Origin of the sequence: Ideonella flava, from assembly GCF_051857595.1 — a bacterium.
In the GTDB taxonomy this organism is placed as follows: Bacteria; Pseudomonadota; Gammaproteobacteria; order Burkholderiales; family Burkholderiaceae_C; genus Ideonella.
On record NZ_JBPZHD010000003.1, the window covers coordinates 300,567 to 325,075 of the forward strand.

The following is a 24,509-nucleotide window of genomic DNA, read 5'->3' on the forward strand; positions in this document are numbered from 1 at the left end:
CATGGTCAGCGCCGTGTTCCATTCGCCGATGAGTGCCGCTGCCGAGGCGGCCTCGCCCTCGCCCTCGCCCGCTCCTGCCGTGCGGCCTGCACCGGCGGCCGCACCAGTCTCCACGCCGCCCGCCGTCGCGAAGAAGCCGGCCCGCACGCCCTTCAACTGGCGTGGCATGTGGATGGCCGTGCTGCCACCGGTGCTCGGCCTCGCGCTGCTGGTCGGCATCTGGGCCCTGCTCACGCAGAAGGGCGGCTCCTTTCCCACACCGCGTGCCACCTTCGATGCCGCCGTCACGCTCTTTGCCGACCCGTTCTACCGCAACGGCCCCAACGACCAGGGCATAGGCTGGAACATCCTGAACTCGTTGCAGCGTGTAGCCCTGGGCTTCGGCCTGGCCGCGCTGGTGGGCATCCCGCTGGGCTTCATCATCGGCCGCTTCGAGTTCGCCAGCCGGATGGTCAGCCCGTTGATCAGCCTGCTCAAGCCCGTGTCGCCGCTGGCCTGGCTACCGATCGGCCTGCTGGTCTTCAAGAGCGCCAACCCGGCCGCGATCTGGACCATCTTCATCTGCTCGATCTGGCCGATGGTGGTCAACACCGCGGTGGGCGTGCAGCGCGTGCCGCAGGATTACCTCAACGTCGCCAAGGTGCTGAACCTGTCGGAGTGGAAGGTCGTCACGCGCATCCTGCTGCCGGCCGTGCTGCCCTACATGCTCACCGGCGTGCGGCTTTCGGTGGGCACGGCGTGGCTGGTGATCGTCGCGGCCGAGATGCTGACCGGCGGCGTGGGCATCGGCTTCTGGGTCTGGGACGAGTGGAACAACCTCAACGTCCAGCACATCATCATCGCGATCTTCGTGATCGGCATCGTCGGGCTGCTGCTGGAGCAGGCGCTGATGCTGCTGGCCCGTCGCTTCTCCTTCGAGTGAGGTCCACGACCATGTCTTCGTTCATTGACATCCACGGCGCCGAGGTCACCTTCCAGACGGCCAAGGGCCCGTTCCAGGCACTGCGCGACATCCACCTGAAGGTCGAGCAAGGCGAGTTCGTCAGCCTCATCGGCCACTCCGGCTGCGGCAAGTCGACGCTGCTGAACCTGATCGCCGGCCTGCTCAGGCCCACGGCCGGCGCCCTGCTGTGCGACAACCGCGAGATCACGGCGCCGGGGCCGGAGCGCGCGGTGGTGTTCCAGAACCACTCGCTGCTGCCGTGGCTCTCGTGTTTCGACAACGTCTACCTGGCGGTCGAACGCGTCTTCGCCGGCAAGGAGGCCAAGGCGCAGCTGAAAGCACGCACCGACGCGGCGCTGGACCTGGTGGGCATGCACCACGCCGCGCACAAGCGGCCGCACGAGATTTCGGGTGGCATGAAGCAGCGCGTCGGCATCGCCCGCGCGCTGGCGATGGAGCCCAAGGTGCTGCTGATGGACGAGCCTTTCGGCGCGCTGGATGCGCTGACCCGCGCACGCCTGCAGGACGAGTTGCTGAAGATCGTGGTTCGCACGAAGAGCACCGTGGTGATGGTCACGCACGATGTCGACGAGGCGGTCCTGCTGTCGGACCGCATCGTGATGATGACCAACGGCCCGTCGGCCACGATAGGCGAGATCCTGAAGGTCGAGTTGCCGCGGCCGCGCGATCGCGTGGCGCTCGCCGAAGACCCGGTCTACGTGCATGCGCGCAAGGCGGTGATCGACTTCCTCTACACCCGCCACGCGCACGTGGAGACGCTGGCGGCATAGGGACCCCAGCGGCAGGAAGCCGCTCGAATTCCTAGCCGATGGCTGAATGTGGATCCCACTAGCCCCTCCAGGAAGGGGCTCCAGTTCGTCAGACGGCTCCCCTAGGCGCCCGTCCAGCGTTCCAGCGCGGCCGAAAGATCGGCCGCGTAGCGCGGCTTCGGGCGTTCGCGCGCTGTGCCGCAGACGATCCAGCACAGCAGCGACTCGCCTTCGCGGCAGAAGGCGTCGCGAACCGGCGGGTCGTCGACCGAGGCGCCGCTCAAGGTCTTGGCGCCATAGCCCATCAAGTGCAAGGCGTTGAGGAAGTTCATCAGCCCGGCACCGGCGCTGACCCACTGCTCCCGCAGAGGGACGTCAGCCACGCCCTCGCGCAGGCGCACCACGAGGGCCACCAACGCAGGGCCGTTGTGCGCGCGCTCGCGGGCGCGCTCGATCTCGCCGGGCGACTGGCCGCGCAGCCGTGCGCCTTCGGCGAACAGGCTCGCCAGGTCGTCGCGCTGATCGGCGCCCACCAGGACGAAGCGAAAAGGCTGCAGGCCTGAATGGTCCGGCGCCCGCAGCGCGATGGTCACCGCGCGGGCGATCTCTTCGTCGCTGGGCGCCGGCTCGACGAGGTACTTGGGACCGACCGAGTGGCGATTGGCCAGGGCGGCCAGCAGGTCGGCGGGCAACGGGGCATCAGCATCCGGCATGGCGCCGATTGTGGCGCCGCCTGCCCGTGCTTATTGCGCTGGCTCAGTCGTCGCAGGACCGCCGCTTGGGGCCCGTTTTTCGGCCGCGCGAAGCACCGGCCGTTTTCAAGGGCGTGCGCGGATCCGGCTTTGCCGGTCCGCTGCGCGAGCCCCCTTGGGGGGCAGCCCCCGCGGGGGCGTGGGGGCCTCATTCACCCGGTCCGCTGCGCGAGCCCCAGGACCCCGAAGGGGGCCCTTGGCAGGCCCCGGGGGCAGCCCCCGGAAGGGGGCGTTGGGGTCGACCTCAATGCGTCGGCTCGCCGGCGATACGGCCATGGCGTACGTCACGCATGAGCGCGGCGAACTGGTCGCGCGTCATGCGCAGCAGGCGCTCGTGGTCGCCAGCCTCGAAATAGACGACCTCGTTGCCGGCCAACTCGTCGTCGACCACCGTTTCCAGGCCCCAGGCCATGCCGACGGCGGGCACCGCCCCCCGCAGGCAGCCGCTCATCACGTCGGCCACCCTCGCCTCGTCCGCCAGGTGCAGGTCGTGGCGGCCCAGGAGCTTGGCGAGTTGCCCGAGCCTGACCTGCCGATCGGCCGGCAGCACGGCCAGCACGCAGCCCTTTTCATCCTCGATCAGCACCGACTTGGCCAGCAGGTGCGGCGGCAGGTGCGCCTGGCGCGCCGTCTGGGCGCTGGTGCGGCTGTAGGCGTGGGCGCAGACTTCGTAGCGCACGCCGTGATGTTCCAGATAGCTGGTGACACGCAAGGGAATCGACATGACAGCCTCCACGGTCCGTGGTTCGCGAGCCGAAGTTTGCGCCCGATCAACCGAAAGTGGACTTCCTGCCGGACAGGGGGCTCGCATCTTTGCCCTGGATCAACAATAATGAGAACCAGTCGCATTAAGATGCGCAAAAACCCCATGCGCGCCCCTACCCCCGTTTCCGCATCCCTGGACGATCTCGAGCCGGGTGACCAGGCCCTGGTGGCCGAGGTGTCGCCGCCGCACGAGCTGTCCGCCTGGACGGCCTGGCTGACTTCGCTTGGCTTCGAACCCGGCGAGCCGGTGCGCCTGCTGTCGCGCGCTCGCCCGGGCGGAGACCCGCTGTGCGTGCGCGTAGGGGGCTCGACCTACGCCCTGCGGCGGGCGGAAGCGGCCTGCATCCGCGTCTGGCGCGAGGTCGCGCGCCGATGAGCGTTGTCCGGCCCGCAGGCCAGGGGGCGCAAGCGTGACCGCGTCGGCCGTCGTCCACGTCCATCGCGGCGGCCCGCTGGTCGCGCTGGTGGGCAATCCGAACTGCGGCAAGACGGCCCTGTTCAACCGCCTGACCGGCAGCCGCCAGAAGGTGGCCAACTACGCCGGCGTCACCGTCGAGCGCAAGGAGGGCCGCCACATCACGCCCGCGGGCAAGGCCCTGCGCGTGCTCGACCTGCCCGGCACCTACAGCCTGCAGCCCCGTTCGCCGGACGAGCGGGTGACCACCGACGTGCTGCGCGGCCAGGCCCGCGGCGAGAAGCGGCCCGACCTCGTCGTCTGCGTGGTCGACGCCACCAACCTGCGCCGGACGCTGCGCCTGGTGCTGGCCGTCAAGCGGCTGGGCCTGCGCTGCGTGGTCGCCCTGAACATGGCCGACCAGGCCGCCAGCCGCGGCCTGCACATCGACCCGCACGCGCTGTCCGCAGCGATCGGCGTGCCGGTGGTGGCCACCGTCGCGGTGGCGCAGAACGGCGATGCCGCGCTGCGCTCCCTGCTTGCTGACCAGCAAGCCTGGGAGCTGCCGCGCGATCCCGCCGCGCCGCCCCCGCAAGACCCGGCCCACCACCCCGGCGGCGACCACGCTGCCGTGCGAGACATCCTGCGCCAGCTCGAGCTCGACGAGCTCCTGCCCCACACCGCCACCGACCGCATAGACGCCGTGGTGCTGCATCCGGTCGCCGGCCCGTTGCTGCTCGCCTTCGTGCTCTTCGTGATGTTCCAGGCGGTGTTCCTGGGCGGCGAGGCGCCCACGAGCTGGATCGAGTCGGCCACCGCGTGGGTGGGCGAACAGGCCGGCGCGCTGTTGCCCGAAGGCCCGCTGCGCAGCCTGGTGGTCGACGGCGTGATCGCCGGCGCCGGCGGCGTGCTGGTCTTCCTGCCGCAGATCCTGATCCTGTTCTTCTTCATCCTTGCGCTGGAAGAATCAGGCTACCTGCCACGCGCGGCCTTCCTGCTCGACCGGCTGATGGGCAAGGTGGGCCTGTCCGGCCGCTCGTTCATCCCTCTGCTGTCGAGCTTCGCCTGCGCCATCCCCGGCATCATGGCCACGCGCAGCATCGCGGATCCACGCGACCGGCGCCTGACGATGATGCTGGCCCCGCTGATGACCTGCTCGGCGAGGCTGCCGGTGTATGCGCTGCTCATTGGCGCCTTCATCCCCGAACGCATCCTGGCCGGCGGCATCGGCCTGCGCGGGCTGGTGCTGTTCGCGCTCTACGTGGCGGGCATCGGCGGCGCGGCGGTGATCGCCTGGATCCTGAAGCGCTTCACGAAAGATGGGCAGCAGGTGCGGCCGCTGATGATGGAGCTGCCCAACTATCACTGGCCTTCGGCGCGCAACCTGGCGCTGGGGCTGTGGCAGCGGGCCGAGATCTTCATGCGCCGCGTGGGCGGCATCATCCTGACGCTCAGCATCGTGCTGTGGTTCCTGGCGAGCTTCCCGGCGCCGCCGGCCGGCGCCACCGGCCCGGCGATCGAGTACAGCCTGGCCGGGCGGCTCGGGCAGGCGCTGGTCCCGCTGTTCGAGCCGATAGGCTTCAACTGGCAGATCTGCATCGCGCTGGTGCCGGGCCTGGCAGCGCGTGAAGTCGCGGTCAGCGCGCTGGGCACGGTCTACGCGCTGTCCGCTACCGGTGACGACACCGCGCAGGCCCTCGCCCCGTTGATCGCGAGCCAGTGGAGCCTTGCCACGGCCCTGTCGCTGCTCGTCTGGTACGTGTTCGCGCCGCAGTGCATCTCGACACTCGCCACGCTGCGCCGGGAGAGCGGCGGCTGGCGAGCGCCGGCGCTGGTGGCCGGCGGCCTGTTCGCGCTGGCTTGGCTCGCCTCCTTCGCCACCTACCGCATAGCCGTGGCGCTCGGGGGATAGGCCTCTCATCCCTCGCCGTTCAATCTCCAGCTTGTCGGAGTCTCCCCGATGTGCCCGCGGGCCCTTCGACAAGCTCAGGGTGAACGGAGTGTTTTTCGTTCCGGCTGAGCTCCCCCCACCGTTCGGGCTGAGCTTGTCGAAGCCTTGGTGCCAGTCGGCCCCTCGACAAGCTCAGGGTGAACGGAGTGCTTTTCGTTCCGGCTGAGCTCACCTCCCCGTTCGGGCTGAGCTTGTCGAAGCCTTGGTGCCAGTCGGCCCTTCGACAAGCTCAGGGTGAACGGAGTGTTTTCCGTTCCGGGGGAGCTCACCTCCCCGTTCGGGCAGAGCTTGTCGAAGCCTTGGTGCCAGTCGGCCCTTCGACAAGCTCAGGGTGAACGGAGTGTTTTCCGTTCCGGCTGAGCTCACCCCCCGTTCGGGCTGAGCTTGTCGAAGCCTTGGTGCCAGTCGGCCCCTCGACAAGCTCAGGGTGAACGGAGTGCTTTTCGTTCCGGCTGAGCTCACCTCCCCGTTCGGGCTGAGCTTGTCGAAGCCTTGGTGCCAGTCGGCCCTTCGACAAGCTCAGGGTGAACGGGGTGTTTGCCGTTCCGGCTGAGCCTGTCGAAGCCCTGCACCGAGCACCGGCTATTCCGCAAAGAGCAAGCCTGGCGTCTCCAGCAGTTCGCGCAGCCGCTGCACGAAAGCCGCGGCCTGCATGCCGTCGACCACGCGGTGGTCGAAGGACGAGGACAGGTTCATCGTCAGCCGGGGCACGACGGCGCCCGAGCGGATCACCGGCTTCTCGATGATGCGGTTGACGCCGACGATCGCAACCTCGGGCATGTTGATGACCGGCGTGGTGACGATGCCGCCGAGCTTGCCCAGGCTGGTGATGGTGATGGTCGAGCCCGAGAGCTCGTCGCGCACCACGCGGCCGGACCGCGCCGCCTCCGCCAGGCGGGTGATCTCCGAAGCGTTGCCCCAAAGGTCGTGCGCCTGGGCATCCCGCAGCACCGGCACCATCAGTCCGGCCTCCGTCTGGGTCGCAATGCCCAGGTGCACCGCGGCGTGCCGCGTGAGCACGCCCGCCTCGTCGTCGAAGCGGGCGTTCAGGTCGGGGAAGTCGTGCAGCGCCACCACCATCGCGCGCACCAGGAAGGGCAGCAACGTGAGCTTGCCACGGGCCGCGCCGTGGCGGGCGTTCAGGCGCTCGCGCAGTGCCTCCAGCTCGGTCACGTCCAGCTCTTCGACATAGCTGAAATGCGGGATGCGGCGCTTGGCCTCCTGCATGCGCTGGGCGATCTTGCGGCGCAGGCCGACGAACTTGATCTGCTCGGTCACATCCCCGCCGACGGCCACGCGGGCGCGCACCGGCGGCGGCTCGGCGGCAGCGGGTGCCAGCGGCGCGCTGGCCGGGCGGCCGGGTGCGCCGTGCCGGGCGATGAACTCGTCCAGGTCGCGCTGCATGATGCGGCCCGCCGGCCCGGTGCCCGGGACGTGCGTGAGATCCACGCCGAGCGACCAGGCGCGCTCGCGCAAGGCGGGCGAGGCGATGGGCCGGCGCTGAGGGACGGGCAGGGGCTCCGGCGGCCGAACCGACGCCGGCGCTTCTGCGCGCTTCGGCGTCGGCACAGGCAAAGGCAAAGGCGATTGCAGGGGCGCTGACGGCGGAGACGGCACCTGCAGCTGCGCCACCGGCGGGGCGGGCAGGGCCGAGGCCTTGGCGCGCTCAGGCGGCGCGGCGGCACCGTCGGTCGAGGCGATGCGGATCAGCTCCGAGCCCACCGCCATCGTCTGCCCGACCTCGCCGCCCAGGGCCTCGACGCGGCCGGCCACGTGCGACGGGATCTCCACCGTCGCCTTGTCGGTCATCACGTCGGCGAGGATCTGGTCCTCAGCGACCATGTCGCCCGGCTTGACGTGCCAGGCCACCAGCTCGACCTCGGCGATGCCTTCGCCGAGGTCCGGCATCTTGATCACATGGCTGATCACGTTCATGGCTCAACCCCTGCGGCGCGCGTGAGGCCTCTAAGCGATCCGCCCGGGAACGTCCTTGCGCTGCTGCTCATCATGGTTCCATCACCCGCCGGTAGGCGGCTGCCACGCGGGCCGGCCCGGCGAAGTAGGCCCACTCCTGGGCATGCGGATAGGGCGTGTCCCAGCCGGCCACGCGTTCGATGGGGGCCTCGAGGTGATAGAAGCAGTGCTCCTGCACCAGGGCCGTGAGCTCGGCGCCGAAGCCGCTGGTGCGCGTCGCTTCGTGCACGATGACGCAGCGGCCGGTGCGCTGCACCGATTGCACCAGCGTGGGCAGATCCAGCGGCCAGATGCTGCGCAGGTCGATGATCTCGGCATCTATGCCGGATTCGTCCGCCGCCGCCTGGCACACGTAGACCATCGTGCCGTAGGTGATCACCGTGAGGTCGCTGCCGGCGCGCACGATGGCCGCCGACTCCAGCGGCACGGTGTAGTGGCCTTCGGGCACCTCGCTCGCGGGATGGGTCGACCAGGGCACCACCGGCCGCTCGGGGTGGCCGTCAAAGGGGCCGTTGTACAGGCGCTTCGGCTCGAGAAAGATCACCGGGTCGTCGCACTCGATCGAGGCGATGAGCAGGCCCTTGGCATCGAACGGGTTGCTGGGCATCACGGTGCGGATGCCGCACACGTGCGTGAACAGCGCCTCCGGGCTCTGGCTGTGCGTCTGCCCACCGTAGATGCCGCCGCCGCAGGGCATGCGGATGGTCACGGGCGCGGTGAAATCGCCGGCCGAGCGGTAGCGCAGCCGAGCCGCCTCGGAGACGATCTGGTCGTACGCCGGATACACGTAGTCGGCGAACTGCACCTCCACCACCGGCCGCAGGCCATAGGCCGCCATGCCGATCGCCGAGCCGACGATGCCGCCTTCGTTGATCGGCGCATCGAACACGCGCTGCCGACCGTACTTGTTCTGCAGGCCTTCGGTGCAGCGGAAGACACCCCCGAAGTAGCCGACGTCCTGGCCGTAGACCACGACGTTGTCGTCGCGCTCCATCATCACGTCCATCGCCGAGCGCAGGGCCTGGATCATGGTCATCTGCATGGGACCTCCGGACGGGCCGCCCCTGGGGAGGGCCGCACCCCCTCGGGGGGCGCCAGTGGAACTTGCTGGGGGCTCATGTCCTAGTCCCCCCGCTTCACTTGGGCGAGCTGCTCGCGCAGGTGCGGCGGCATCTCCTTGTAGACGTCCTCGAACATGCTCTCGATCGGCGGGATGTGGCCGTCGTGCAGCGTGCCGTGGGCTTCAGCCTTCTTCTGCGCGGCAGCGACTTCCGTCTCGACCTCGCGCTGGGTGGCGGAATGCTCTTCCTCGGACCACACGCCCAGCACCACGAGGTGCCTCTTCAGCCGTGCGATGGGGTCGCCGAGCGGGAAGCACTGCCAGTCCCCGGTCGGCCGATAGCGCGAAGGATCGTCGGAAGTGGAGTGCGCACCCGCGCGGTAGGTGATCCACTCGATCATCGTCGGGCCGAGGTTGGAGCGCGCACGCTCGGCCGCCCAGCGCGAGGCCGCCAGCACCGCGAGGAAGTCATTGCCGTCGACCCGCAGCGAGGCAATGCCGCACCCCACGCCGCGCGCGGCGAAGGTGCTCGCCTCGCCGCCGGCGATGGCCTGGAAGGTGGAGATCGCCCACTGGTTGTTGACCACGTTGAGGATGACCGGCGCGCGGTAGACGTGGGCAAAGGTGAGCGCGGTGTGGAAGTCGCTCTCGGCGGTGGAGCCGTCGCCTATCCAGCCCGAGGCGATCCGGGTGTCGCCCTTGATAGCCGAGGCCATGGCCCAGCCCACCGCCTGGATGAACTGCGTCGCGAGGTTGCCCGAGATGGTGAAGAAGCCGGCCCGCTTGTACGAGTACATCACCGGCAGCTGGCGGCCCTTGACCGGGTCCTTCTCGTTCGACATGAGCTGGCACATCAGCTCGACCAGGTCGATGTCGTCGCGGCACAGCAGCAGGCCCTGCTGGCGATAGGTCGGGAAGCACATGTCGCCTTGCCGAAGCGCCTGCGCATGCGCGATGGCGATCGCCTCCTCGCCCAGGCACTGCATGTAGAACGAGATCTTCTTCTGCCGCTGCGCGATGAGCATTCGCGCATCGAAGGCGCGCGTCTTCATCATCGCGCGCAGGCCCCGCTTCAGGTCCTCGGCCGGGACCTCCGGCGCCCACGGCCCGACCGCGCGGCCGTCGTCGTCCAGCACGCGCACCAGCGAGCCGGCGAGCTCGTAGGTGTCGGCAGGAGACACATCGAGCGGCGGGCGAGGTGCGGCGCCGGCGGGCGCCAGGCGAAGGAAGGAGAAATCGGTCGCATGACCCGGCCGGCCGGTGGGCTCGGGCACGTACAGCCGCAAGGGGCCGGGGTCGTAGCGGGGGGCCGACGCGGCCGGCGGTGCGGGCACGGCAGCAGGCGATGAGGCCGGCGCTTCAGGCGCGAGGGTCTCAAGGGCAGCGGATCGTTTCGGCATGGCAGCCTCCAGTCACCACGCCGCCGGCGCAGCGCGAAATGAGCAACGACAAGTCGACCTCCCGGGTCAGGAAGAAGGATGCGCCCCGGCACGCAGCGACGGGGTGTTGCCCCTGCGGCCGGTCGCGACCCAGTTTGCCCGGGATCGATTGACCCTGCCCATCGCGCAAGGCCCGGATTCGGAGGACTCCTATGGCGGAGAACCCCTATGGCACGGCAGGCGTGCCGATGTTCAACGCACGGCCAAGGCCTCGACCTGGATGCGCAAGCCGACTTCCATCCTGAAGCCCCAGTTCTTGCCGGCCTCGAGGCCGAACTGGTCGCGCTGCAGCGTGCCGTAGACATCCGCGCCGCACAGCTCGCGCTTGAACAGCGGATGCGGCACGCATTTGAAAGAGCGGATCTCCAGTGTCAGCGGACGCGTGACGCCATGCAGCGTCAGCTCGCCCACCGCACGCGTGGGCGCCCCGTTGGCAAAGCCTTCGAGCTGGCCGCGAAAGCGTGCCTGCGGGAAGCGCTCGACATCGAAGATCTCCTGCCCCCTGGCCACCGCGTTCATCTGGGCCAGGCCGAAGTCGACACTGTCCATCTCCACGACGATGTCGAGCCCGCCGTTGCCGGCCTCCCGGTCCATCACCACCTGGCCCGAGGTCTTCTCGAACTTGCCGCGCCAGACCGACACGCCGCCGAGATGGTCCGCCTCGAAGCTGGGGTAGGTGTGCTGGGGGTCGATCTCGTAGGTGATCGGCGCGGCTTGGGCGAACAGGCTGGAGCAAAGGCCCGTGATGGCGACAAGGTGGGGAAGAGATGGCAAGGGCATGGTCGAGAAGGCTGTCAGGATTTCCGTGAGTACCGACTTTGCCTTGCTTCGGCGCAAGCGAGGGAACCTCCACTGCACCGCTCGGGCTGAGCTCGCCTTTCCGCTCGGGCTGAGCTCGCCTTTCCGCTCGGGCTGAGCCTGTCGAAGCCTCGCGTACCGGGCCCTTCGACAGGCTCAGGGTGAACGGTGGTGGGGTGCTGGCCGCTGCCATCCCCCACCAGACTGCACCCATCTCCCCCGTTCGGGCTGAGCCACCCTCCCCGTTCGGGCTGAGCCTGTCGAAGCCTCGCGCACCGGGCCCTTCGACAGGCTCAGGGTGAACGGTGGTGGGGTGCTGGCCGCTGCCACCCCCGACCGGACTGGACCCGTCTCCCCCGTTCGGGCTGAGCCACCCTCCCCGTTCGGGCTGAGCTTGTCGAAGCCTCGCGTACCGGGCCCTTCGACAGGCTCAGGGTGAACGGTGGTGGGGTGCTGGCCGCTGCCATCCCCCACCAGACTGCACCCATCTCCCCCGTTCGGGCTGAGCCACCCTCCCCGTTCGGGCTGAGCCTGTCGAAGCCTCGCGCACCGGGCCCTTCGACAGGCTCAGGGTGAACGGTGGTGGGGTGCTGACCGCTGCCATCCCCCACCAGACTGCACCCATCTCCCCCGTTCGGGCTGAGCCACCTTCCCCGTTCGGGCTGAGCCTGTCGAAGCCCATCGATGCCCCGGGTCGTTCGACAGAAGCGATCTCACTGCAGCGCCTCCACCGGCCGCAAGGCCAATGCCAGGCGCAGGTGGCGCAGCAGGGCCAGCACCGTCGTCAGCAGTGTCGCGAGCGCCGCCGCTGCCAACGGAACGACCAGCCCCAGCGCCGGTGAGACCCGCTCCACGAAGCCCGAAAGGTAGACCTCGCCCAGCCAAGCCGCCAGGGGCAGACCGACCACCGCGGCGAGCAGGAAGGGCCATGCGAACTCCGCAGCCACCTGGCGCGCGATGGCCGCGTGGCCGGCGCCGTGCAGGCGATGCAGGACGAGCTCCGTGCGGCGGCGCCGCAAGGTGTCGGCCACCAGCGCATAGGCGCCGAGCATCGCCACGCCCACCGCCAGCACGGCCACCGCGGCCAGCAGCGTGGTGAACTGGGCCTCCCGCCGGTAGATCTCGCCGCGTTGCTCGTCGGCCGACTGCACGACATGCGGGACCTTGGGCCCGTGGGCCGCCCAGAGCTCCTCCACCGCCTTGTGCAGCGCCTGCAGGTCGGTGCCGTGGATGCCCAGGTCCCACTGAGGCTTGTCGGTCAGCACGAAACCCTGCGGCAGCGCGGGGTCGCGCGCCGATTCGAGCTTCACGTCCTTCACCACCGCCACCACGCGGCGCAGCTCTTCGCCCTCCTGCAGGTAGCCGCCGCCACCCCGCAGTTGCGCCCCCACCGCGGCCTGCGGGGTGGCGAAGCCGAGCAGGCGCGCGGCCTTGGCATCGATCACCATCGTCGTCTCCCCATGCCCGACCTGCGGACGCCCGGCCAGCAGCGTCATGCCCCAGGTGTCGAAGAAGCCCGCCGAGACCTTGCTCAGGCGCAGCACCTGGCGCTGCCGGCCCGGACCCACGATCAGCTCCTGCTGGCCCTCGGTGTCGCGTGCGGGGCGCATCTCGCTCATGGCCCAGTGCAGCACCCCCGGATGGTGCTCGAGCGCGGCCGTGAAGGCGTCGAGGTTGGGGACGAGCTCCGGGTTGATCAGCACGCCGAACCACAGGCGGTTGCGCGTGTCGAAGCCACGGTCAGCCTGCAGCAGATGCTGTTGCTGGAGGGCCAGCACGCCGGCCAGCGAGAGCAGCATCAGCGCGCCGCCGAGCTGCACGGCCAGCAGCGCCTGGCGCACGCGCTTGCCCCAGGGCCCCTCGCTCGCCGTGCGGCCCTGCAGCGCCGGCGCGGGCGGGCGGCGCAGGGCCAGCCAGGCTGGCGCCGCCAGGGTCAGCGGCCACAGCACGAGCACGGTCGCGCCCAGGCCGGCCAGCGCGATCGGCGGCAGCGGATCCGCCACCGGCAGCGCCGCCGGCAAGCCCATCCAGCCGGCCACCGCAGGCGCCACCCACCAAGTCAGCAGCAGGGCGCCAGCGGCACTGGCCAACAGCGGCAGCAGCGCCTGCAGACCCCACAGGCGAAGCAGCGCGAGGTCATCGGCGCCGAGGCTGCGCCGCAGTGCCGTCTCGCGCTGGCGCTGCAGCAGGCTCGCGGCCTGCAGGTTCATGTGATTGAAGGCCGCGAGCAGCAGCAACAGCGCCCCCGCAGCCGAGAGCGCGGCGGCGAGCCGCCACGTCAGCTCGTTGCCTTCGCCTTCGAAGGGCAGACGCGTCAATGGCAGGCCGCGGAAGTACGCGGCCTCGCGGCCGGTGCGCCAGTCGGGCGGCAGCTCGGCATACGCGGGGCTCGCCATGAAGGCCTCGCGTATCCAGCCGCCCACCTGCTCGGCGGACACGCCGGGCTTCAGCCGGGCATAGACCCGACCATTGACCAGGTAGATCGCCCGGCGGTCGGACTCGGCCTGCGAGTTGGCCAGCGAGTCGAAGCCGGCGAGCAGGTCGTGCGGGCGGCCGACCATGGCGCCGTTGTCGAGCGGATGGCGGACGTCGAACTCGGGGATCACCGCAGTCACCGTGTAGATCGTGCCGCGCACGTCCAGTGTCTTGCCCATGGCCTGGGCCGGCAGCAGCTCGCCCCACAGCCGGCGCACCAGGTGCGGCGTGACGGCGACGCCGTTGCGGCTGGCCAGCGTGGCGCGCAGGTCGCCGGCCAGCGCCTTCAGGCCGAACAGCGGCACGATGTCCGGGTCGGCCACCAGCGGAAAGACCTGCTCGATCCGGTCGCCGATCGACACGTCCATGCCCTCGTGACGGGTGCGCGCGATGAACTCCAGCGGCACGTTGCGCTCCTTCAGCATCGTGCCGAACGAGACGGGCGACGAGGTGAACCAGGGGCTCGGCTGCCCGGGCGGGTTGCCCTTGAAGTCGAGCAGCACGATCCGCTCGGGCTCCGGGATGCCCGGATCGACGGACGCGAAAGCAATCGCCAGCAGCGCGATCAGCAGGCAGGCGGCCAGGGCCATCGTGAGGCCGGCCATCGAGACGAGCGTGGCCGCGCGGCGATGGCGCAGGCCGTTCAGGGCGTCGGCGAGCAAGGCTTTCATGCGACCCCCTTGGCCCGGCGGGCCGACCGTTCACGCCTCATGCATACACCTCCTGCGCATCCACCAGCACCCGCCCGTCGAGCAGCCGGATGCTGCGTGACGCGAGCGCGGCGTGCTCGGCACTGTGGGTGACCATCACCACCGTCGTGCCGTCGTCGTTGAGCTCGCGAAGCAGGCGCATCACCTCCTGGCCGTGGGCGCTGTCGAGGTTGCCGGTCGGCTCGTCGGCCAGCAGCAGCGCGGGCCGCGCAGCGATGGCCCGTGCGATGGCCACGCGCTGCTGCTGGCCGCCGCTCAACTGGCTGGGATGGTGGGCGGCGCGGTGCGCCAGGCCCAGGCGCTCCAGCACCTCGGCCACGCGGGCGCGCTGGGCCTTGTCGGGCAGGCCACCGTAGCGCAGCGCCAGTTGCACGTTGTCGTGCACCGTCAGTTCGTCGATGAGGTTGAAGCTCTGGAACACGAAGCCGATGCGCCCGCGGCGGATGGCGGCCAGCTCGCGCGGACTGCGGCCGGTGACCTCCTCGCCCTGCAGGCGATAGCGGCCGCTGCTGGGCTGGTCCAACAGGCCCAGCAGGGCGAGCAGCGTGGACTTGCCGCAGCCCGAAGGGCCGGTGACGGCGACGTACTCGCCGGCCTCGATCTGCAGGTCGATGGCGTCGAGCGAAGTGGTTTCGATGTCGCCCGCACGGTGGCGCTTGGTCACGGACTGGAGTTCGATCATGGCAGGGCGAAGCGCTCGGCTTCGGTGTCGGGGGGTGGGGAGATCAGCACGTCGTCGCCCGGCTGCAGGCCGGCCAGCACTTCGACCTGGCCGGCGGCGCGGCGGCCGAGGCGGACCTGGCGGCGGTGCAACTCGTGCCCTTCGCGGACGTACAGCGTCGTCTGCACGCCAGGGCCCTCGGCCAGCAGCAGCGCCTTCGAGGGGCGATCCAGCTGCAGGCGCAGCTCCAGCGCCTGGCCGGGGCGCAAGCCGTGCGGCGAACTCGCACCCTCGACCCAGCGCAGCAGCGCGCGCACCTTGCCGGCCTGCACCTGCGGCAGCGTCTGCGCCAGCGTCAGCTCCCCGCTGGGGCTGGTGGCCGAGAGGCCGGGATGCAGGCGCGGCAGGTGGAACTCGTCGACCTCCGCCACCAGCTGGACGCCGCCGGCGGGATCGTCGATGCGGCCCAGCCGGTCGCCCGGCTTCACGCTCGCGCCGACCTGCAGCTGAAAGCCGCTCAGCTGGCCGGCGATGGGCGCGCGCTGCAACAGCCGTTCGCGCGAATGCTGCAGCAGCGCCAGGCCCTGCTGCAGGCCCTGCACGGCGCGGGCCATCTCGTCGAGCGACTGCCGCCGCGTCTCGGCCTCGGCTTGCTGGTCCAGGCGGGTCTGCTCGAGCAGCGCGGTCGCCAGCCGGTGCTGCCGCTCGGCCTGCTCCAGCACGGCCGGCGAGACGAAGCCGGCGGCGGCGAGTTGCTGCTGGCGGCGGTGATCGGCCTCGGCCTGCTGCTGCGCCGCCTGCAGCTGGGCGAGCTCGCGGCGGTTGGTCGACAGGCTGGCGGCCAGCGCGCTGCGCTGGACCGACACGTTGGCCATCTGCTGCGCGACCTCGGCGCCGCGCTGCATCAGCAGCTGCTCCTGCTCCGGGCTGTGCAGGCGGTACAGCGGCGCACCGGCCGCCACCACGTCGCCATCGTGGGCCAGCACCGCCTCGACGCGACCGGCCTCCGGCGCGTCGAGCTGCACCGAGCGCAGGGGCTCGACGCGGGCGCGCAGCGCCAGCTCGTCGCGGAACTCGCCCCAGTGCGCCGCGGCGAGCTGCGGCGTGGCGACGGTCTGCAGGGCCGAGGGCCGCCATGCGACCAGCAAGCCGGCCGCCACCACGGCGAGCGCCGGCACGCCGAGGCGCCACGCGAGGCGGCGCGGCTGCGGCAGGGCGCGGTCCATCGCGGCGCCGCTGGCAGGCAGGGCTGTGGGGCTGGAGCTCATCGGCCGCCAGCGTCGCCCCGCCGGGCTGCCATGACCAGGGGCTTGTCCGCTTCCGGACAGTCCCCTGCCCCGCCCGCGCGGGCGCCTGCGAAGATGCGCGCGTGCCCGATGCCTCCATCCTCCTGCTGGACGACGATCCCGACGTGGGCCTGGCCGCGCAGTTGCTGCTGCAGCGCCGCGTGGCGCCGGTCACCTGCCTGCGCCGCCCGGCCGAGCTGCTGCCGGCCCTGGACCAGCGGCGATACGAGCTGCTGCTGCTCGACCTGAACTTCGGCCCGGGCCGCACCGACGGCGCGCAGGGCCTGCGCCTGCTTGACGAGGTGCAGGCGCGGCCGCAGCCGCCGGTGGTGATCGTGATGACGGCCTTCGCCGACATCGAGCTGGCCGTGCAGGCGCTGCGGCGCGGGGCCTACGACTTCGTCACCAAGCCCTGGGACAACGTGAAGCTCGTCGCCACCTGCCGCGAGGCCCTGCAGCGCGCGCAGCCCACCGCAATGCCCGACACGCCCCCCGCGCCCGCCGAGCCCGTGCGCTCGCTCGCCGTGCAGGAGCGCGCCGCCGTGCTGGCCGCCATGAGCGAGGCCCAGGGCAACCTCAGCGCGGCGGCGCGCCTGCTCGGCCTGTCGCGCGCCGCGCTCTACCGACGGCTGGACAAGCATGGGCTTTGAGCGGCTGCGCGCCCTGGGCGCGGCCGTGGCCTTGGCCGGGGCGGGTGCGATGGCCGCGGCGGCCGGCGGGTCGGCCCGCCTCTGGACGGGCGCGGCCGTGCTGGCGGTGGCGGGCGTGGCGACAGGCTGGACGCTCACGCGGCGCCAGCCCGCGCCTGCGACGCCCCCCGAGCCCGAGCCGCCGCCTGACACCCATCGCCTCGCCCTGCTGCAAGCCCAGCTCGAACACCTGCCCGCCGCCGCCTGGGTGCAGACCGACGACCGCCTCCAGGCGCTGACCAGCCGCGCCCGCCGGCTGGAAGCCCCCGGCAGCGTGCGCGACCGGGCCGCCCTGCACGAGCTGCTGCGATGCGCCACCGCCGGCGGCCCGGTGCTGCTGGACACCGAGCGGGGCAGCGAGCGGTGGCAGCTGCGCCGGCAGCTCCTCGCCATCGACGGCCGCGAGCAGGCGCTGCTGGTGCTGGTGCCGCTGGAGCGCGAGCTGGAGCAGGAGTCGCTGCAGGCCTGGCAGCAGTTGGTGCAGGTGCTGACGCACGAGATCATGAACTCGCTCACGCCCATCCGCAGCCTGAGCGAGACGGCCATCGGCCTGCTCGACGAGCCCGGCAGCGAAGCCGACCTGCGCACCGCCTTGAACGCCATCGCACTGCGGGCCGGCAGCCTGGCCGAGTTCGTCCAGACCTACCGCCAGGTGAGCCGCTGGCCCGCGCCGGTGTTGGCGCCGGTGGATCTGCAGGCCCTGTTCGCACGCCTGCAGCAGCTCGTCTCGCCGGCGTGGACGGCGCGCGGCGGCGTGGCGCGCTTCGAGCTGGCCTCGCCGGGCCTGCGCCTGCAGGCCGACGAGGGTCAGCTGGAGCAGGCGCTGCTGGCCCTGCTCACCAACGCCGAGCAGGCGACCGCTGCGCAGCCGGCGCCGCGCCTGTGGGTGCAGGCCCGCCAGGGCCGCGGCGGGCGGCTGCAGATCAGCGTGCGCGACAACGGCCCCGGCGTCCCGCCCGGCCTGGAGCGCCAGATCTTCCTGCCCTTCTTCAGCGCCCGCGAAGGCGGCCAGGGCATCGGCCTGACCGTCGTGCGGCAGCTGGTGCACGGCATGGGCGGCCGGGTGCGCCACGTGCGGCCGCTGGAAGGCGGGGCGGCTTTCGTGCTGAGTTTCTGAGCCGCACCCCGTGCGGCCCAAGACAGGGTCAAGCCCGCCGCAGCTCGCGCAGCGCATCCGCTGCGATCCAGCGTGCGGGGCGGGAGTTGCTTTCTCGCAGTCTCTCGGCACAGGCGATGGCCTCGGCGCGCAGGGCCGGGTTGCGCTTGCCGATCTGCCGCAGCGCCCAGTTGACCGCCTTCTTCACGAAGTTGCGTTCGTCATCGGCGGCCGCTGCGATGAGCGGTAGAAAGGCGATGAGCTGCTCGTCCTTTGCCGTCTTGTCGTGCACCGTGAGCGCAGCGATCAAGGCGAAGGCGGCGCGGCGTTCGAACTCGGCCGTGCGCGCGGCCCAGGCCGGCACGCGCGCCCAGGCCAGCGGCGAGCGCGCGAAGGCGTTGCTGCAGGCCTGGTCGCAGCTGTCCCAGGCGTTGAGGCGGCTCACCCAATGGTTCATCTGCGCGACGCTGAACTTCGCGGGCTCGGCGATGTAGGCGGCCAGGATCTGCGCATCCGGGATGCCGGTGTCGACCAGCTCGAGCGCGAGCGTGTGGTCGCGGCCGATCTCGCGCCCCAGCCGGCGCAGTGCGGGGATCGACCAGCCCAGCCGCCGCTCGGGGTTCATGCCGAATCGCGCCATGCTGGCCAGCACCTCGGGCCGGGCCTGCGCACGCAGGCGGCCGAGCGCCTCTTCGAGGGTGACCCTCATGCCTTCAGCGACTGCCACACCAGCATGGCCGCGGCCAGGTCCTCGAGCGCCGTGCCGACCGACTTGAAGACGGTGCGCTCGTCGCGCGTGCGGCGGCCCTCGGCGGTGCCGCGGCACAGGTTGTCCAGCGTGCCTTGCACATCGGCAGGGCCGAAGATACCCGCGGCGATGGGGCCGAGCAGGTCACCGCTCTTGCGCAGTGCCTCGTCCGTGTCGATGAACACTCGGGCACCGGCGAAGCAGGCATCGTCGGCCTCGCGCATGGCGGGCGTGAAGCTGCCGATGAGGTCGAGGTGCGACCCCGGCCGCAGCCAGGTGCCTTGCACGAGCGCCTCGGTGGACAGCGTGGCGCAGCTCACGATGTCGGCTTGCGCCGCCGCTTGCTCCAGCGAGGTGACGGCTCGCGCGTCCAGGCCTTCGCCGCGCCATTGAGCCGCCAGCCGATCCGCCTTGGCGGCGTCGCGCGCCCACACGGTCACGCGCTCGATGGGCCGCACGGCACGGTAGGCCGCCGGCAGCAGCGCCGCCACGCGGCCGGCACCGACCACCAGCAGATGCGCTCCGTCGGCGCGGGCCAGGTAGGACGCCGCCAGGGCCGACGCGGCCGCGGTGCGGCGGGCGGTGATCTCGTCGCCGTCCATCAGTGCCAGCGGTACGCCGGTCACCGCGTCATGCAGCAGGTAGCTCGCATGCAGGCCAGGCAGGCCGAGCGCCGCATTGCCGGGCGCCACGTTGACGACCTTGACGCCGTAGCACTCCCCCGGCACCCAGGCCGGCATGACCAGCGAAGTCAGTGCCGTGCCGGTTTCAGGTGCATCGATCTCTAGCACTTGGCGCGCCGGCACCTCGCAGCCCAGGGCGAAGCGCTCGCGCAGCGCCGCCACCAGGCGGTCGAAGGGCAACGCGGCACGAGTCGTGGGGGTGTCGATCCAGCGCATGCACCCTATGATGCCCGGCATCCGTCGACCATCAGGACCTTCATGAGCGGCCATCCACCCCGGATCGTTGCAACGAAGCCGATCCTTGCCGTGCTCGTCCATGTGCCCGAGGTGGAGCGGGCCCTGGGCTGGTACGAGCAGGCCCTGCCTGGCGCAACCCGCCGGCGCCTGGCCGAACCGGCGCCGCTCGAGTACCTGGATGTCGGCGGCGTGATGCTGGAGATCGTGCCGGCCGACGAGAAGGTCTCGAACGCGCCCGCCGGCTCCGTCGTCTACTGGCACACACCGGATTTCGACGCTTCGCTGGCCCACCTGCTGGCGCTCGGGGCGACCCTCTATCGAGGTCCCGGCGACATCGAATACGGTCAGCGCATGTGCCAGGTTCGCGACCCGTGGGGCAACTGCATCGGCCTGCGCGGGCCGGCGAGCATGTCCGCTTAGGCCCGCCGTGCAGGCTCACCACGAAGTCAAGCGCGTCAAGGCCGTGGCCATCGGCATTGCGGTGGCGAGTTGGGCCGCCTTGATCGCCGTGGGCCTGTTCGCAGTGAAGCCGCTGCGGCCTTTCACGCCGATCGCCCTGGTCATCGGCGGGGTCTCGATCGCCGTGGCGCTGCTGCTGGGATGGACGCTGTTCTGCCCGTGGTGCTGCAGGCGCCTGTTCTTCGTCGCGACCATCGCCAACTCGCCCAACCTCGCCCAGCTCGTTCGACAGTTCGCGCCTTACGACATCGTCATCGGCGAGCGCATGGTCTGCCCGCACTGCCATTGCCGCTTCGCGCTGCGCAGGAGCGAGCGGGAGACGGTGGTGCAGTGAGTGGGGCCTGACCCGGCCCTCGGGTCGAGCTCGTCGAATCGTGGCGTGGCATGCCCTTCGACAGGCTCAGGGCGAACGGCGAGTGGGAGCCACCGGTCATGCACACCCACCCGTTCGGGCTGAGCTCGTCGAAGCCCTCGTGTGACATGGGCCCTTCGACAGGCTCAGGGCGAACGGAGGAGTGGGGGCCATCGGTCATGCCCACCCACCCGTTCGGGCCGGGCTTGTCGAAGCCCTCGTGTGACTGGGCCCTTCGACAGGCTCAGGGCGAACGGGGAGTGGGAGCCACCGGTCATGCCCACCCACCCGTTCGGGCTGAGCTCGTCGAAGACCTCGTGTGACATGGGCCCTTCGACAGGCTCAGGGCGAACGGAGGAGTGGGGGCCACCGGTCATGCCCACCCACCCGTTCGGGCCGGGCTTGTCGAAGCCCTCGTGTGACTGGGCCCTTCGACAGGCTCCGGGTGAACGGGGGCGTGGGAGCCACCAGTCATGCCCACCACCCGTTCGGGCTGAGCTTGTCGAAGCCCTCGTGTGACATGGGCCCTTCGACGGGCTCAGGGCGAACGGGGAGTAGGAGCCACCGGTCATGCCCACCCGCCCGTTCGGGCCGGGCTTGTCGAAGCCCTCGTGTGACATGGGCCCTTCGACACGCTCAGGGTGAACGGGGGAGTGGGGGCCACCGGTCACGCCCACCCACCCGTTCGGGCTGAGCTTGTCGAAGCCCTCTTGTGACATGGGCCCTTCGACACGCTCAGGGCGAACGGGGGAGTGCTTCAGTCCCGGTCCGGCGCCCCCAGCGGGAAGTAGGGACGGAAGGGCCGCGCCTCGTCCACCGCCCGGGCGACGGAAGGGCGAGCCAGCAAGCGGCGGCGGTAGGCGGTGACGTGGGGATGGGCGTCGCCGATGCGGTGCGTCCAGTCGGCGTAGAACAGGAACGGCGCGGCGCCGCAGTCGGCCAGGCTGAAAGTGTCGCCCACCGCCCACTTCCGGCCATCGGACATGCGCTGGTCCAGCCAGGCGTAAGCGGTTTCGAGCATGTCGCGCGCCTCCTGCACGCCGTAGGCATCGCGCGACTCGGCAGGCCGCAGAGCGTTGAACACGACCTTCTGTTGCGGCGTGGCGAGGTAGTTGTCGAAGAAGCGGTCCATCATCCGCACCTCCAGTGCCTGGTCCGGATCGCTGGGGATCAGCCGCACCGGCCCGGGACGGTGCAGGTGCAGGTACTCGATGACGCAGCTGGCCTCGAGGATGACCCGCTCGCCATCCACCAGCACCGGAAACCGCTTCATCGGCCACATCGCGGCCAGCCGCTGTGACGCCGGGCTGTCAGGGCCCTCCAGCACCTGGCGCTCGAAGACGATGCCGTTCTCGTAAAGGGCAATCAGCGCCTTCTGGCTGTAGGACGAGAAGGGGTGGTAGTAGAGCTGCAGCAGGGCCACGATCGAAGCTCCTTGTGTGATGGCAGGCGGCCGGAGTGACCGCCGATGCTCTCACGACGAACCAGCCGGGCCGGGATCGACAGGCGCAGCCGGATGTCGCACTCTTTGCGCAGGACGCCATCGAGAGCGGCTTCGTTCATCCACCCTGAAGGAGACTTCCATGCAAAAGCTGACCCCCTGCCTCTGGTTCAACTTCAACGCCGACGAGGCGGTCGAGCATTACCTGTCGATCTTCAAGAACGGCAAGGTGCTCGAGGTCACGCACTACGGCGACGCCGTGCCCTCGCTCAAGGGCCGGGTGCTGACCATGCGCTTCGTCCTCGAGGGGCAGGAGTTCCTGGCCCTCAACGCCGGGCCGCAGTTCCCGTTCACCGAGGCGATCTCGATCGCGGTGGACTGTGTCGACCAGGACGAGGTGGACCGCCTGTGGACCCGCCTGAGCGAAGGCGGATCCACCGGCCAGTGCGGCTGGCTGAAGGACAGGTTCGGCCTGTCGTGGCAGATCGTGCCGCGCGCCATGATGGACATGCTCAACAGCCCCGACACCGCCAAGGCCCAGCGCGCGATGGCCGCGATGATGCAGATGAGCAAGCTCGACATCGCGGCGCTGCAGGCCGCCTTCGACGGCCGGTAAGGCGATGAACTTCAGCCCGCCGCCGCCAGGCCGGCCAGCGCGTCGGCGAGGATGCCCGTGCCCTGCCGGATCTGCTGGATCGTGAGGCCGGCGTAGCCGAGGATCAGCCCGGCAGCACGGGGCCGATGGCGCGGCGCGCGGGCGGCGAACAGCGGCGACAAGGGGTACACGCCGACACCGCGCGCGCGGGCAGCGGCCACCACGGCGGATTCGTCCTGCGGCCGCAGGGACGGCAGGCACAGCACGAGATGGAGCCCCGCCGCTGCGCCCACGACGCGCGCGTCGGACGGCAAGCGCTGCTCGATCGCGTCGATGAGCGCGGCGCGGCGCTGCTCGTTCTGGCGCCGCTGCCGCCGCACGTGTCGCTCATAGCTGCCGTCGTCGATGAGCGCGGCCAGCGCGCGCTGCTCCCACAGCGGTGCATGGCGATCGGTCAGCTGCTTGGCCTGGCGAAAGGCCTGGACGAGCTCGCGCGGCAGCACCAGGTAGCCCAGTCGCAGCTGCGGCGACAGCGCCTTGGAGAAGGTGCCGACATAGATCACGCGCCCTTCGGTGTCCATGGCCTGCAGGGCCTCGATCGGACGCTGCCCGTAGCGGAACTCGCCGTCGTAATCGTCCTCGATGACCCAGGCGCGATGCCGACTCGCCCATTGCAGCAGCTCCTGCCGGCGCGTCATGGGCAGCGTGCCGCCGAGCGGAAACTGGTGCGTCGGCGTCACGTAGGCGAGCCGGATGCGGCTGTCGCTCGGCAGGCGTGCGGTGTCCAGACCCTGCTCGTCCACGGGCGTCGCGAGCAGCGAGGCGCCGGTCGCCTCGAAACACCGCCGCGCCATCAGGTAGCCCGGGTCCTCGAAGACGAACGCATCCCGGGGATCCAGCAGTACCCGCGCGCAAAGGTCTATGGCCTGCTGCGAGCCGTGCACCACGACGATCTGCTCTGCGTCGCAGTGAAGTCCCCTGGCGCGGGCCAGATAGCCCTGCAACGCCCGGCGCAGCGAGGCATCGCCTTCAGGCAACGCGTAGTACAGGCTGTGCTGGCGGTTCAGCAGGGCCGCTTGATAGGCGCGCCGCCAGGCCAACGCAGGGAAGTCATGCGAGGCCACGGCCCCGTAGAGGAAGTCGATTCGGGCGGGCTCGGCGCGCTGCAGTGCCGACAGGCTCATCGTCTCCACCCGGCGGCCGAAGGTCGACAGGGACGCCTGGCGGCCCGGCCTGCGCTTCGTGACCAGCGCCACCCGCGGCAGCAGCGGCCCCGCGACACGCGCAGCGCGCCCCGCCGACGTGACGAGGAAGCCCTCGGCCGCGAGCTGCTCGTAGGCCGCGGTGACGGTGGTGCGCGACACGCCCAGCTCCGCCGCCAGCGCCCGCGTGGAAGGCGCCCTGGCCCCGGGCGGCAGGCTGCCGCCGGCGATCTGGGCACGCAGCAGGTCGTAGATGCGGCGCCCGGCGCCGGTGGCACCCGGCCGCCGCACGGGAGCCTTCAACTGGCCCATGGAGATCTTCGAAAACTGGATCTTGTGATTGTGCCGGTTCGAGTCGACAGTACGGTGCCCGCCCGCCCTTCAAGACTGCACTGCCCGCGATGTACATCCCCGATCACTTCGCCATCACCGCCCCCGAGGCCCTGCATGCCATCCTCCGGGAGCACCCGCTGGGCGCGCTCGTGACAGCAGGCGCTGCCGGCCTGGATGCCAACCACATCCCTTTCGAGTTCGACCCGGCCGTGGGTCCGCTGGGGACGCTCACCGCGCACGTGGCTCGAGCCAATCCCGTGTGGCAACACTGCCCGGCGGGCACGCCGGTGATGGTGATCTTCCGCGGCGCCGAGGCCTACGTCTCACCGAGCTGGTATCCCAGCAAGCAGGAGGCGCATCGCCAGGTGCCGACCTGGAACTACGAGGTGGTGCATGCGCACGGCACGCTCACGGTGCGTGACGACGAGCGCTTCGTCAGGGGCCTGGTCGCGCGGCTCACGCGGCGGCACGAGGCGGGCGAGCCCCGCCCGTGGAAGATGTCCGATGCGCCGCCGGACTACATCGACGGCATGCTGCGCCAGATCGTCGGCCTGGAGATCGCCGTCACCTCGCTGGTCGGCAAGTCCAAGCTCAGCCAGAACAAGGAGCCGCGCGATCGCCTCGGTGCCGCAGATGCCCTGGCGACCCGCGGTCACGAAGAACTGGCCCGCGTGATGCGTGTGGCGAGCTGAGCAG

23 protein-coding genes are annotated in these 24,509 nt (G+C 70.8%); 10 read left to right on the forward strand and 13 right to left on the reverse strand.

All coding sequences use genetic code 11. From position 1 onward, the window contains the following. Position 1 precedes the first annotated feature (1 nt). A complete protein-coding gene (gene ntrB / locus ACS5PM_RS08130; protein ID WP_439387090.1) occupies positions 2-922 on the forward strand; it encodes a nitrate ABC transporter permease in 921 nt (306 codons plus the stop codon). 11 nt (positions 923-933) lie between these two features. After that, the gene (locus ACS5PM_RS08135) at positions 934-1,734 is read left to right on the forward strand and encodes an ABC transporter ATP-binding protein (RefSeq protein WP_439387091.1); all 801 of its coding nucleotides are present in this window, start codon (positions 934-936) and stop codon (positions 1,732-1,734) included. 101 nt (positions 1,735-1,835) lie between these two features. Here ACS5PM_RS08135 and ACS5PM_RS08140 read toward each other — a convergent pair whose 3' ends face one another. After that, positions 1,836-2,426: a nitroreductase family protein gene (locus ACS5PM_RS08140; RefSeq protein ID WP_439387092.1), complete on the reverse strand. Its 591-nt coding sequence runs from the start codon at positions 2,424-2,426 to the stop codon at positions 1,836-1,838. A gap of 283 nt (positions 2,427-2,709) precedes the next feature. Further along, the gene (locus ACS5PM_RS08145) at positions 2,710-3,189 is read right to left on the reverse strand and encodes an aminoacyl-tRNA deacylase (protein ID WP_439387093.1); all 480 of its coding nucleotides are present in this window, start codon (positions 3,187-3,189) and stop codon (positions 2,710-2,712) included. A 144-nt stretch (positions 3,190-3,333) separates the two neighbouring features. Between ACS5PM_RS08145 and ACS5PM_RS08150 the strand changes: the two genes are divergently transcribed. Next, positions 3,334-3,606 carry a FeoA family protein gene (locus ACS5PM_RS08150; RefSeq protein ID WP_439387094.1) on the forward strand — a complete coding sequence of 91 codons (273 nt, stop codon included), beginning with the start codon at positions 3,334-3,336 and terminating at the stop codon, positions 3,604-3,606. 34 nt (positions 3,607-3,640) lie between these two features. Continuing rightward, complete coding sequence (gene feoB, locus ACS5PM_RS08155; protein ID WP_439387095.1) at positions 3,641-5,536, forward strand: ferrous iron transporter B; 1,896 nt, start codon at positions 3,641-3,643, stop codon at positions 5,534-5,536. A gap of 621 nt (positions 5,537-6,157) precedes the next feature. Here feoB and ACS5PM_RS08160 read toward each other — a convergent pair. From ACS5PM_RS08160 to ACS5PM_RS08190, 7 genes are all read right to left on the reverse strand, one after another. Further along, positions 6,158-7,510: a dihydrolipoamide acetyltransferase family protein gene (locus tag ACS5PM_RS08160; protein WP_439387096.1), complete on the reverse strand. Its 1,353-nt coding sequence runs from the start codon at positions 7,508-7,510 to the stop codon at positions 6,158-6,160. Positions 7,511-7,580: 70 nt separating this feature from the next. Next, the gene (locus ACS5PM_RS08165) at positions 7,581-8,591 is read right to left on the reverse strand and encodes an alpha-ketoacid dehydrogenase subunit beta (RefSeq protein ID WP_439387097.1); all 1,011 of its coding nucleotides are present in this window, start codon (positions 8,589-8,591) and stop codon (positions 7,581-7,583) included. 80 nt (positions 8,592-8,671) lie between these two features. Further along, a complete protein-coding gene (locus ACS5PM_RS08170; RefSeq protein ID WP_439387098.1) occupies positions 8,672-10,009 on the reverse strand; it encodes a thiamine pyrophosphate-dependent enzyme in 1,338 nt (445 codons plus the stop codon). Between the two features lie 231 nt (positions 10,010-10,240). Beyond that, positions 10,241-10,822 carry a YceI family protein gene (locus ACS5PM_RS08175; RefSeq protein ID WP_439387099.1) on the reverse strand — a complete coding sequence of 194 codons (582 nt, stop codon included), beginning with the start codon at positions 10,820-10,822 and terminating at the stop codon, positions 10,241-10,243. Positions 10,823-11,559: 737 nt separating this feature from the next. After that, positions 11,560-13,992, reverse strand: a complete 2,433-nt coding sequence (locus ACS5PM_RS08180; protein ID WP_439387100.1) for an FtsX-like permease family protein — start codon at positions 13,990-13,992, stop codon at positions 11,560-11,562. Positions 13,993-14,029: 37 nt separating this feature from the next. Further along, complete coding sequence (locus tag ACS5PM_RS08185; protein WP_439387101.1) at positions 14,030-14,713, reverse strand: ABC transporter ATP-binding protein; 684 nt, start codon at positions 14,711-14,713, stop codon at positions 14,030-14,032. After that, entirely contained in the window at positions 14,710-15,960 is a 1,251-nt protein-coding gene (locus ACS5PM_RS08190) for an efflux RND transporter periplasmic adaptor subunit (protein WP_439387102.1), read from the reverse strand. The genes ACS5PM_RS08185 and ACS5PM_RS08190 overlap by 4 nt, the downstream gene beginning before the upstream one ends. Positions 15,961-16,061: 101 nt before the next feature. On the opposite strand from ACS5PM_RS08190, the gene ACS5PM_RS08195 reads away from it, so the two are divergent. Next, complete coding sequence (locus ACS5PM_RS08195) at positions 16,062-16,628, forward strand: response regulator (protein ID WP_439387103.1); 567 nt, start codon at positions 16,062-16,064, stop codon at positions 16,626-16,628. Then, the gene (locus ACS5PM_RS08200; RefSeq protein ID WP_439387104.1) at positions 16,618-17,784 is read left to right on the forward strand and encodes a sensor histidine kinase; all 1,167 of its coding nucleotides are present in this window, start codon (positions 16,618-16,620) and stop codon (positions 17,782-17,784) included. Before ACS5PM_RS08195 ends, ACS5PM_RS08200 begins: the two co-directional genes overlap by 11 nt. 28 nt (positions 17,785-17,812) lie before the next feature. On the opposite strand, the gene ACS5PM_RS08205 is transcribed toward ACS5PM_RS08200, so the two are convergent. Then, a complete protein-coding gene (locus ACS5PM_RS08205) occupies positions 17,813-18,472 on the reverse strand; it encodes a DNA alkylation repair protein (RefSeq protein WP_439387105.1) in 660 nt (219 codons plus the stop codon). Then, the gene (lhpI, locus tag ACS5PM_RS08210; RefSeq protein WP_439387106.1) at positions 18,469-19,410 is read right to left on the reverse strand and encodes a bifunctional Delta(1)-pyrroline-2-carboxylate/Delta(1)-piperideine-2-carboxylate reductase; all 942 of its coding nucleotides are present in this window, start codon (positions 19,408-19,410) and stop codon (positions 18,469-18,471) included. Before lhpI ends, ACS5PM_RS08205 begins: the two co-directional genes overlap by 4 nt. Positions 19,411-19,452: 42 nt before the next feature. On the opposite strand from lhpI, the gene ACS5PM_RS08215 reads away from it, so the two are divergent. Both ACS5PM_RS08215 and ACS5PM_RS08220 read left to right on the forward strand, forming a co-directional pair. Then, positions 19,453-19,851, forward strand: a complete 399-nt coding sequence (locus tag ACS5PM_RS08215; RefSeq protein WP_439387107.1) for a VOC family protein — start codon at positions 19,453-19,455, stop codon at positions 19,849-19,851. 7 nt (positions 19,852-19,858) lie between these two features. Continuing rightward, positions 19,859-20,224 carry a hypothetical protein gene (locus ACS5PM_RS08220; RefSeq protein WP_439387108.1) on the forward strand — a complete coding sequence of 122 codons (366 nt, stop codon included), beginning with the start codon at positions 19,859-19,861 and terminating at the stop codon, positions 20,222-20,224. Positions 20,225-20,999: 775 nt separating this feature from the next. Here the strand turns inward: ACS5PM_RS08220 and ACS5PM_RS08225 are convergent. Continuing rightward, entirely contained in the window at positions 21,000-21,665 is a 666-nt protein-coding gene (locus ACS5PM_RS08225) for a glutathione S-transferase family protein (RefSeq protein WP_439387109.1), read from the reverse strand. Between the two features lie 160 nt (positions 21,666-21,825). Between ACS5PM_RS08225 and ACS5PM_RS08230 the strand changes: the two genes are divergently transcribed. Then, on the forward strand, positions 21,826-22,299 hold the full coding sequence (locus ACS5PM_RS08230; RefSeq protein ID WP_439387110.1) for a VOC family protein: 474 nt from the start codon (positions 21,826-21,828) through the stop codon (positions 22,297-22,299). A gap of 11 nt (positions 22,300-22,310) precedes the next feature. Here ACS5PM_RS08230 and pdxR read toward each other — a convergent pair whose 3' ends face one another. Beyond that, positions 22,311-23,792, reverse strand: coding sequence for a MocR-like pyridoxine biosynthesis transcription factor PdxR (gene pdxR, locus ACS5PM_RS08235; RefSeq protein ID WP_439387111.1), 1,482 nt, complete (start codon positions 23,790-23,792; stop codon positions 22,311-22,313). 89 nt (positions 23,793-23,881) lie between these two features. On the opposite strand from pdxR, the gene ACS5PM_RS08240 reads away from it, so the two are divergent. Next, positions 23,882-24,505 carry an FMN-binding negative transcriptional regulator gene (locus ACS5PM_RS08240; RefSeq protein ID WP_439387112.1) on the forward strand — a complete coding sequence of 208 codons (624 nt, stop codon included), beginning with the start codon at positions 23,882-23,884 and terminating at the stop codon, positions 24,503-24,505. The last annotated feature ends 4 nt before the right edge of the window (positions 24,506-24,509 follow it).

What these genes read in the sequence shown, in the direction of transcription:
- ACS5PM_RS08215 (WP_439387107.1), top strand. Translation starts at nt 19,453, where the DNA reads ATGAGCGGCCATCCACCCCGGATCGTTGCAACGAAGCCGATCCTTGCC.
- ACS5PM_RS08230 (WP_439387110.1), top strand. Translation starts at nt 21,826, where the DNA reads ATGCAAAAGCTGACCCCCTGCCTCTGGTTCAACTTCAACGCCGACGAG.
- ACS5PM_RS08185 (WP_439387101.1), bottom strand. Translation starts at nt 14,713, where the DNA reads ATGATCGAACTCCAGTCCGTGACCAAGCGCCACCGTGCGGGCGACATC.
- pdxR (WP_439387111.1), bottom strand. Translation starts at nt 23,792, where the DNA reads ATGGGCCAGTTGAAGGCTCCCGTGCGGCGGCCGGGTGCCACCGGCGCC.
- ACS5PM_RS08165 (WP_439387097.1), bottom strand. Translation starts at nt 8,591, where the DNA reads ATGCAGATGACCATGATCCAGGCCCTGCGCTCGGCGATGGACGTGATG.
- ACS5PM_RS08200 (WP_439387104.1), top strand. Translation starts at nt 16,618, where the DNA reads ATGGGCTTTGAGCGGCTGCGCGCCCTGGGCGCGGCCGTGGCCTTGGCC.
- ACS5PM_RS08135 (WP_439387091.1), top strand. Translation starts at nt 934, where the DNA reads ATGTCTTCGTTCATTGACATCCACGGCGCCGAGGTCACCTTCCAGACG.
- ACS5PM_RS08190 (WP_439387102.1), bottom strand. Translation starts at nt 15,960, where the DNA reads ATGAGCTCCAGCCCCACAGCCCTGCCTGCCAGCGGCGCCGCGATGGAC.
- ACS5PM_RS08240 (WP_439387112.1), top strand. Translation starts at nt 23,882, where the DNA reads ATGTACATCCCCGATCACTTCGCCATCACCGCCCCCGAGGCCCTGCAT.
- ACS5PM_RS08150 (WP_439387094.1), top strand. Translation starts at nt 3,334, where the DNA reads ATGCGCGCCCCTACCCCCGTTTCCGCATCCCTGGACGATCTCGAGCCG.
- ACS5PM_RS08145 (WP_439387093.1), bottom strand. Translation starts at nt 3,189, where the DNA reads ATGTCGATTCCCTTGCGTGTCACCAGCTATCTGGAACATCACGGCGTG.
- ACS5PM_RS08140 (WP_439387092.1), bottom strand. Translation starts at nt 2,426, where the DNA reads ATGCCGGATGCTGATGCCCCGTTGCCCGCCGACCTGCTGGCCGCCCTG.
- ACS5PM_RS08205 (WP_439387105.1), bottom strand. Translation starts at nt 18,472, where the DNA reads ATGAGGGTCACCCTCGAAGAGGCGCTCGGCCGCCTGCGTGCGCAGGCC.
- ACS5PM_RS08170 (WP_439387098.1), bottom strand. Translation starts at nt 10,009, where the DNA reads ATGCCGAAACGATCCGCTGCCCTTGAGACCCTCGCGCCTGAAGCGCCG.
- ACS5PM_RS08180 (WP_439387100.1), bottom strand. Translation starts at nt 13,992, where the DNA reads ATGAAAGCCTTGCTCGCCGACGCCCTGAACGGCCTGCGCCATCGCCGC.
- ntrB (WP_439387090.1), top strand. Translation starts at nt 2, where the DNA reads ATGGTCAGCGCCGTGTTCCATTCGCCGATGAGTGCCGCTGCCGAGGCG.
- ACS5PM_RS08160 (WP_439387096.1), bottom strand. Translation starts at nt 7,510, where the DNA reads ATGAACGTGATCAGCCATGTGATCAAGATGCCGGACCTCGGCGAAGGC.
- lhpI (WP_439387106.1), bottom strand. Translation starts at nt 19,410, where the DNA reads ATGCGCTGGATCGACACCCCCACGACTCGTGCCGCGTTGCCCTTCGAC.